Genomic DNA, 6,038 nt, shown 5'->3' on the forward strand with positions numbered 1-6,038 from the left:
CATGATTGGGTCGGCGACCGTTCATGCTCTGCCTGCGTTTGACATTTGGCAAGCGGGAAAACGTCGCTGCGGTGCGGCGTCGCTGACCTTTACGATCGCGGAGCTGTGCGCCGCCCCTCTCCGGAAAAATTGCGTCCGATGCGCCGGTTCCTTAGCGCGCCACCCCTGGAGCGATCTCGCGCCAGCGCGCGGCGATGTCGAGCAGGCGCTGCACGGCAGGCAATGCATCTTCCTCGCGCCACGCAATCGTGAGCGGAGCCGTCACCACCGGTGCGGAAAGCCGAACGTAAGCGACGCCGCGACCGGTCTGCGCGCGCGCCGCGGCCTCCGGAACGAGCGACACACCAACACCGGCGGCGATCAAGCCGATCGCGGTTTGCAGATGCAGAACCTCCTGCGCGAGCCGCGGCGTGAAGCCCGCTGCCTTGCATGCGTTCACGATCAGGCCCGTGACCGACGGCTCCGGGCGCGCCGGATACAACACGAAGGCATCGTCGGACAATTCGGCGAGCGCAATGTCGCGCCGTGCCGCAAGGGGATGCGCACGCGGCAGCGCTGCAACATAGGGCTCCTCGACGATGAGCCGCTGGGCAAGCCCCGGTTCGTCAAGCAGTGCCGGACGCGCGAAGCCGATATCGATCCGGCGGCGCCGCAGCGCCTCGGCGATCTCCGCCGCCAGCATCTCGTCGAGCACGAGCTCGACATCGGGACAGGCGTCACGATAGGCGCCGACGATGTCGGGAAGGCCGGCAAACATGGCAGAGCCGACGAATCCGATTCCGAGTCTGCCGGCCTGGCCGCGCCCGACGCGCCGCGTGTCGGCAACCGCATTCTCGAAACTTGCGAGCACCGCGCGTGCGCGCGCAAGAAACAGCTCACCGGCCTCGGTGAGCCTGACAGGACGGCTATTCCGCTGCAGCAGCGTGACGTCGAGCTCGTCCTCGAGCTGACGGATCTGCTGGCTGAGCGGCGGCTGCGCGATGTGCAGCCGCTCGGCCGCGCGGGTGAAATTCAATTCCTCGCCGAGCGCCACGAAGTATCTGAGGTGTCGCAATTCCATGCCACCGCTATAGCACGGCTGCCGGCGACGGCAGCCATACGCAATAGCTCTGCAACCGTATCGAACGAGTATTGGACCGGACGCGTCAACGCGGACAGCCTGCGGCAAACCACAGGAGGTCGCAATGACGGCGCTCGAAAAGGCCTTCGCGGATGCAGCCGCGGCAGGCATCACGCAACAGAAGATCAATATCGGCGGCCTGCGCGTCAACGTCGCGCGCTTCGGCAAGGGCCCGCCGCTGCTGCTGCTGCATGGCTGGCCGGAGTTCTGGCTGGTGTGGCGGCCGCTGATGCTGCGCCTCGGCGACAGCTTTGAACTGATCGCACCCGACCTGCGCGGCTGCGGCGACACCGGCAAGCCGGCGCCAGGACCCGACGCCTCCGCGACCGCGGAGCGCCACGCGCAGGATATGTTCGCGGTCATGGACGCGCTCGATCATGACCGCTTCGGCGTGATCGGCGGCGATCTCGGCGCCTATGTCATGCAGGCGATGTCGCATCGTCAGCCGCAGCGGCTGACAGGCACGCTTTATCTCTGCACGCCGTATCCCGGCCTCGGCCACCGCTACGGCGAGCCCGGCCACCTGATCGAGGTCTGGTATCAATACTTCCAGCAGTTGCCATGGGCGGCGCAACTGGTCGGCAACTCGCGCGAGTCATGCCGGCTCTATTTCCGTCACTTCCTCGACCATTGGTCGGGCGACGATCCCGCCGTGTTCGGCGACCTGCTGGAAGCCTATGTCGATAACTTCATGAAGCCGGGCAACATCCAGGGCGGCTTCGACTGGTATCTCTCGTCCGCACCCAATCGCCGGCTCTGGCTGGAAGGCAAGCTTCCGGCGCAACCGCGCATCGAGGTGCCCTCGCGCTTTCTCTGGGGCCGCCGCGATCCGCTGATCTCACCCGAATGGTCGGACCGGCTGGGGGGCTATTGGAGAGAACCTTCGATCAGGTTCGTCGACACCGGGCACTATGTTCACGCCGAAGCGCCCGGCATCGTTGCCGAAGAAGCCCGCGGCTTCTTCGGCGGATTGAAGAACGCTACGCGCGCGCTTTAGCGACCCGGACGCAGTTCCAGGCTCTCGAGGCCGGCGGCGATGTTGACGCCGACCTGGCCCTGCACGCTGAGCGGCTGCAGGGCGATGGTGTTGTCGGACCCGCCGACCAGCACATTGCCGCCGACGCCGACGCCGAGCGTCGCGCTGCCCTGCGCACCGGCATAGTTGCCGGAGAGTGCACCCGGCCCGAGCCGCTCCACCGGCGCGTAGACGCCCCAGGCCAACGCCGATTCCTGGGTGATGCCGAGATCGATGCCGACCTTCTGGATGGTCGCGATGTAGCGGTCCTCGGGCAGGCCATTGGCGCGCAGCACGCAGCCGAGATGGGTCACGGAACCGACGATGAAGCCGACGCTCGCGCCACCGCGGCATTCCAGCACGCCGACCTGTACGCGCTGGCTCGGCTGTTGAGCGTTGACGCCAACGATTGCGGTCAGCGTGGCGCTGGCGGCAGCGGCGAGGAGAGTGAGGCGACGCATGTTGGGGGGTCTCCGGCTGAGAGGCATGACGCGAGCAGAGAACAGAACGGCGCCGTGTCTGCGGCGCCGTTCGCATCCTATGCCACAACATCGGATGGTCGGCCAGAATTTGCGGTGCTTGGCCACCGATTGTTGGGGGATGTGGCGCTGTTGCTATGTTCCTTCGCGGCCGAAGTTTGGTCAGCAACGGACAGCAAACAACAGACCGCAAAAAAGAGGCCCGCTTTCGCGGGCCCCTTTGATCGAACACAACCAGCTTAGAGCGTTTTCGAGCGAAGTGGATACCGGTTCGCGTGAAGAAAACGCGCCAAACAAAACCTAGAGCCCCGTTCCGATGCAATCGGAACGGAAAGGGCTCTAGTGGTGGTGATGATGACGGTGGTGGCGATGATGCCGGCGCGGACCGTTGGTGCGGACCGGCTCGAGATCGATCCCGGCGATGCCGGCCGCAACGTTGAGGCCGGTCTGGCCCTGCACGCTGATCGGCTGCAGCGCATAGGCGTTGTTCGGGCCACCGAACAGGAAGTTACCGCCGGCGCCGAGGCCGACCGAAGCGTTGACGCCGACGCCGCCGTAGCTGCCGGCGAGCGCACCGCGCGGCACCACCGTGGTCGGCGCACTGACGGCCCAGGCGAGCTGGGTCTGCCCGGTGAAGCCGAGGTCGACGCCGATCCGCTTCACGGTCGCAAGATACGGCTCGGGGCGGCGGCCGCCGCTCTGGAACACGCATTCGAGGCGGGCGACAGAGCCGACGACGAAGCCGACATTCTCGCCGCCCTGGCACTGCAGGACCCCGGCTTGAACCTGTTGAGGCGCCGCGTTGGCGGTGGCGAACGGCGCCAGCAACGCAAGCGCTGCAAAGGTGAGGGTCGAAAGTCGCATTGGTCTGTCTCCGCAAGGTGAACTGAATTGCAATTTGCGCGGCGGACACAAAGGAAGGCTCGTGTCCAAAACAAGGCAGTTCGCAAAGGGGCCGTAAAAACTTCCCGCGTGTGGCATTGATGTTCGCACACACACGCGTGAGGTGAGCAGGTTGTGATTTGACTCCGCGATTATACCGGCGCGCGATCTCAGCGCATAAACGAAAACGCTCCCGCACCAGGTGCGGGAGCGTTTTTTAGTCTCTCGGTTCGGAAACGACTATCGCAGATTACCGCAGAAGCGCTGGATGCGCTTGCAGGCATCCTCGAGATCCGAGGTCTTGGTGGCGTAGGAGATGCGGAACGCGGGGCCAAGGCCGAACGCCGATCCCTGCACGACAGCGACGCCTTCGCTCTCGAGCAGCTCTGTGACGAACGCCTCGTCGTTGTCGATCACCTTGCCCGAGGGCGCCTTCTTGCCGATCGTGCCGGCGCAGGACGGATAGACGTAGAACGCGCCTTCCGGCCGCGGGCACTCGATGCCGCTCGCCTGGTTGAGCATCGACACCACGAGGTCGCGGCGTTCCTTGAACACCTTGTTGTTCGCGGCGATGAAGTCCTGCGGACCGTTGAGCGCCTCGACCGACGCCCACTGCGCGATCGACGACGGGTTCGAGGTCGACTGCGACTGGATCGTCGCCATCGCCTTGATCAGCTGCGCCGGGCCGCCGGCATAGCCGATGCGCCAGCCGGTCATGCAGTAGGCCTTCGACACGCCGTTCACGGTCAGCGTGCGATCGTAGAGGCTCGGCTCGACCTGCGCCGCGGTGGTGAAGACGAAATCGTCATAGACAAGGTGCTCGTACATGTCGTCGGTCATCACCCAGACATGCGGATGCTTGACCAGCACGTCGGTGATCGCCTTGAGCTCGCTCCTGGTATAGGCCGAGCCGGTCGGGTTCGACGGCGAGCACAGGATCACCCATTTGGTCTTCGGCGTGATCGCCTTCTCGAGATCTTCCGGGCGCAGCTTGAAGCCGGTCGAAGCCGGGCACACCACCGGGACCGACTCGCCGCCGGCGAGCGCCACCATCTCGGGATAGCTGACCCAATACGGCGCAGGGATGATCACCTCGTCGCCGGGATTGATGGTCGCCATCAGCGCGTTGTAGAGCACCTGCTTGCCGCCGGTGCCGACGATGACCTGGTTCGGCTTGTAGGTCAGTCCGTTCTCGCGCGAGAACTTGTTGATGATGGCTTCCTTGAGCTCCGGAATGCCGCCGACATCGGTGTACTTGGTCTTGCCGGCCTCGATCGCATGGATCGCAGCCAGCTTGATGTTGGCGGGGGTATCGAAGTCAGGCTCGCCGGCGCCGAGGCCGATGACATTGCGGCCCGCGGCTTTCAGCGCGCGTGCTTTGTCCGTGACCGCGATCGTCGCGGACGGCTTCACACGGTCGAGCGCAGCGGACAGGAAGGCCATTATCATCTCCTGGCAAACGTCGTGAGCCGTTGGGCCACGACTTGATTTGAATGGGATCGCGGCACCCTAGGCCTGTCGCCGCTGCATCGCAAGAAGCTTGGCGACAAAGCACGAAAACTTTCCCGCATGCCGCGCGACATGCGCAATATTCCGCAAGTTCCGCCCCCAAATGACTCATATCCGGCAAGCCCTGTCATGACCGCTTCAGCCTAGCCGGCAAGGCTTGCGGCCACGTGCTCCAGCGCGGATTGCTCCGAGGACAATGTGCCGCGCGACACCTGTCTGATGGTGCCGGCGGCAGGCGGTCCGGCGCAGCCCCCGACAGCGCATCCCGCGATCTGGATGCCCCGTTAACGTTTCTGAATTGCAGCATGTCGGCCACGGCCACCGGTGGCATCGACCGGCACCGTGCACAGCGTCGCAGAGGCGTGATCCGAGTTGTTCTGCCGTGTTGATGGAATCGTTCTGCACGCGTGCAGTGCGGTAGACGTTTCGACTTTTTCCACATTGCAGGGCTTGCGACGCCCCCCTGTCGGCATCATTGTTTAGCGGCGTTGCGGTGTGACAGGCCGCGCAATTTTCAAGCGTACCGTCTCATGCAGTCCGTCTTCCTGATCGAGTGAACCCCGACGCAATGTACAAGCTCTATTCGATGCAGCGCTCCGGCAACAGCTACAAGGTCCGGCTGGCGCTTGCCGTGCTGAACACGCCGTACGAGGCGATCGAGATCGACATCCTGCGCGGCGAGAGCCGGACCCCGGAATTCCTGGCCAAGAATCCGAGCGGCCAGGTGCCGTTGCTCGAGGTCGCCGAAGGCCGCCATCTCGCCGAGTCCAACGCCATCCTCTGGTACGTTGCGATCGGCACGCCGCTGGCGCCGGAGTCGCGGATCGAGCGCGCCGAGGCGCTGCAGTGGATGTTCTTCGAACAGCACGCGCTGGAGCCGAATATCGGCGCCGCCTATTTCTGGCTGTCGCTGGTCAAGGGCGGGCGCGATCTGCAGACCCACGCGCTGGAGGACTGGATGGAGCGCGGTTATGCGGCGCTGCAGGTGATGGAAAATCACCTCAAGAACCACACGTTTTTCGCAGCCGAGCAG

Annotated in this window: 6 protein-coding genes; 2 read left to right on the forward strand and 4 right to left on the reverse strand. The window is 64.8% G+C overall.

Annotated features, from left to right (window positions below):
* Positions 1-151 precede the first annotated feature (151 nt).
* A complete protein-coding gene (locus tag QMZ05_RS40085; RefSeq protein WP_353705771.1) occupies positions 152-1,060 on the reverse strand; it encodes a LysR substrate-binding domain-containing protein in 909 nt (302 codons plus the stop codon).
* Between the two features lie 124 nt (positions 1,061-1,184).
* Here QMZ05_RS40085 and QMZ05_RS40090 point away from each other — a divergent pair, with 124 nt between their 5' ends.
* On the forward strand, positions 1,185-2,117 hold the full coding sequence (locus tag QMZ05_RS40090) for an alpha/beta hydrolase (RefSeq protein WP_353705772.1): 933 nt from the start codon (positions 1,185-1,187) through the stop codon (positions 2,115-2,117).
* Here the strand turns inward: QMZ05_RS40090 and QMZ05_RS40095 are convergent.
* The 3 genes from QMZ05_RS40095 to QMZ05_RS40105 all read right to left on the reverse strand — a co-directional run bounded on the left by QMZ05_RS40095 (position 2,114) and on the right by QMZ05_RS40105 (position 4,939).
* Positions 2,114-2,596, reverse strand: coding sequence for a DUF992 domain-containing protein (locus QMZ05_RS40095; protein ID WP_353705773.1), 483 nt, complete (start codon positions 2,594-2,596; stop codon positions 2,114-2,116). The genes QMZ05_RS40090 and QMZ05_RS40095 overlap by 4 nt on opposite strands.
* A gap of 357 nt (positions 2,597-2,953) precedes the next feature.
* Positions 2,954-3,478, reverse strand: coding sequence for a DUF992 domain-containing protein (locus tag QMZ05_RS40100; RefSeq protein ID WP_050423222.1), 525 nt, complete (start codon positions 3,476-3,478; stop codon positions 2,954-2,956).
* Between the two features lie 258 nt (positions 3,479-3,736).
* The gene (locus QMZ05_RS40105) at positions 3,737-4,939 is read right to left on the reverse strand and encodes a pyridoxal phosphate-dependent aminotransferase (RefSeq protein ID WP_353705774.1); all 1,203 of its coding nucleotides are present in this window, start codon (positions 4,937-4,939) and stop codon (positions 3,737-3,739) included.
* A gap of 634 nt (positions 4,940-5,573) precedes the next feature.
* Here QMZ05_RS40105 and QMZ05_RS40110 point away from each other — a divergent pair.
* A partial coding sequence (locus tag QMZ05_RS40110; protein ID WP_353705775.1) for a glutathione S-transferase occupies positions 5,574-6,038 on the forward strand: 465 nt, incomplete at its 3' end.

Origin of the sequence: Bradyrhizobium sp. INPA03-11B, from assembly GCF_040446015.1 — a bacterium.
GTDB classification, from domain to species: Bacteria; Pseudomonadota; Alphaproteobacteria; order Rhizobiales; family Xanthobacteraceae; genus Bradyrhizobium; species Bradyrhizobium macuxiense_A.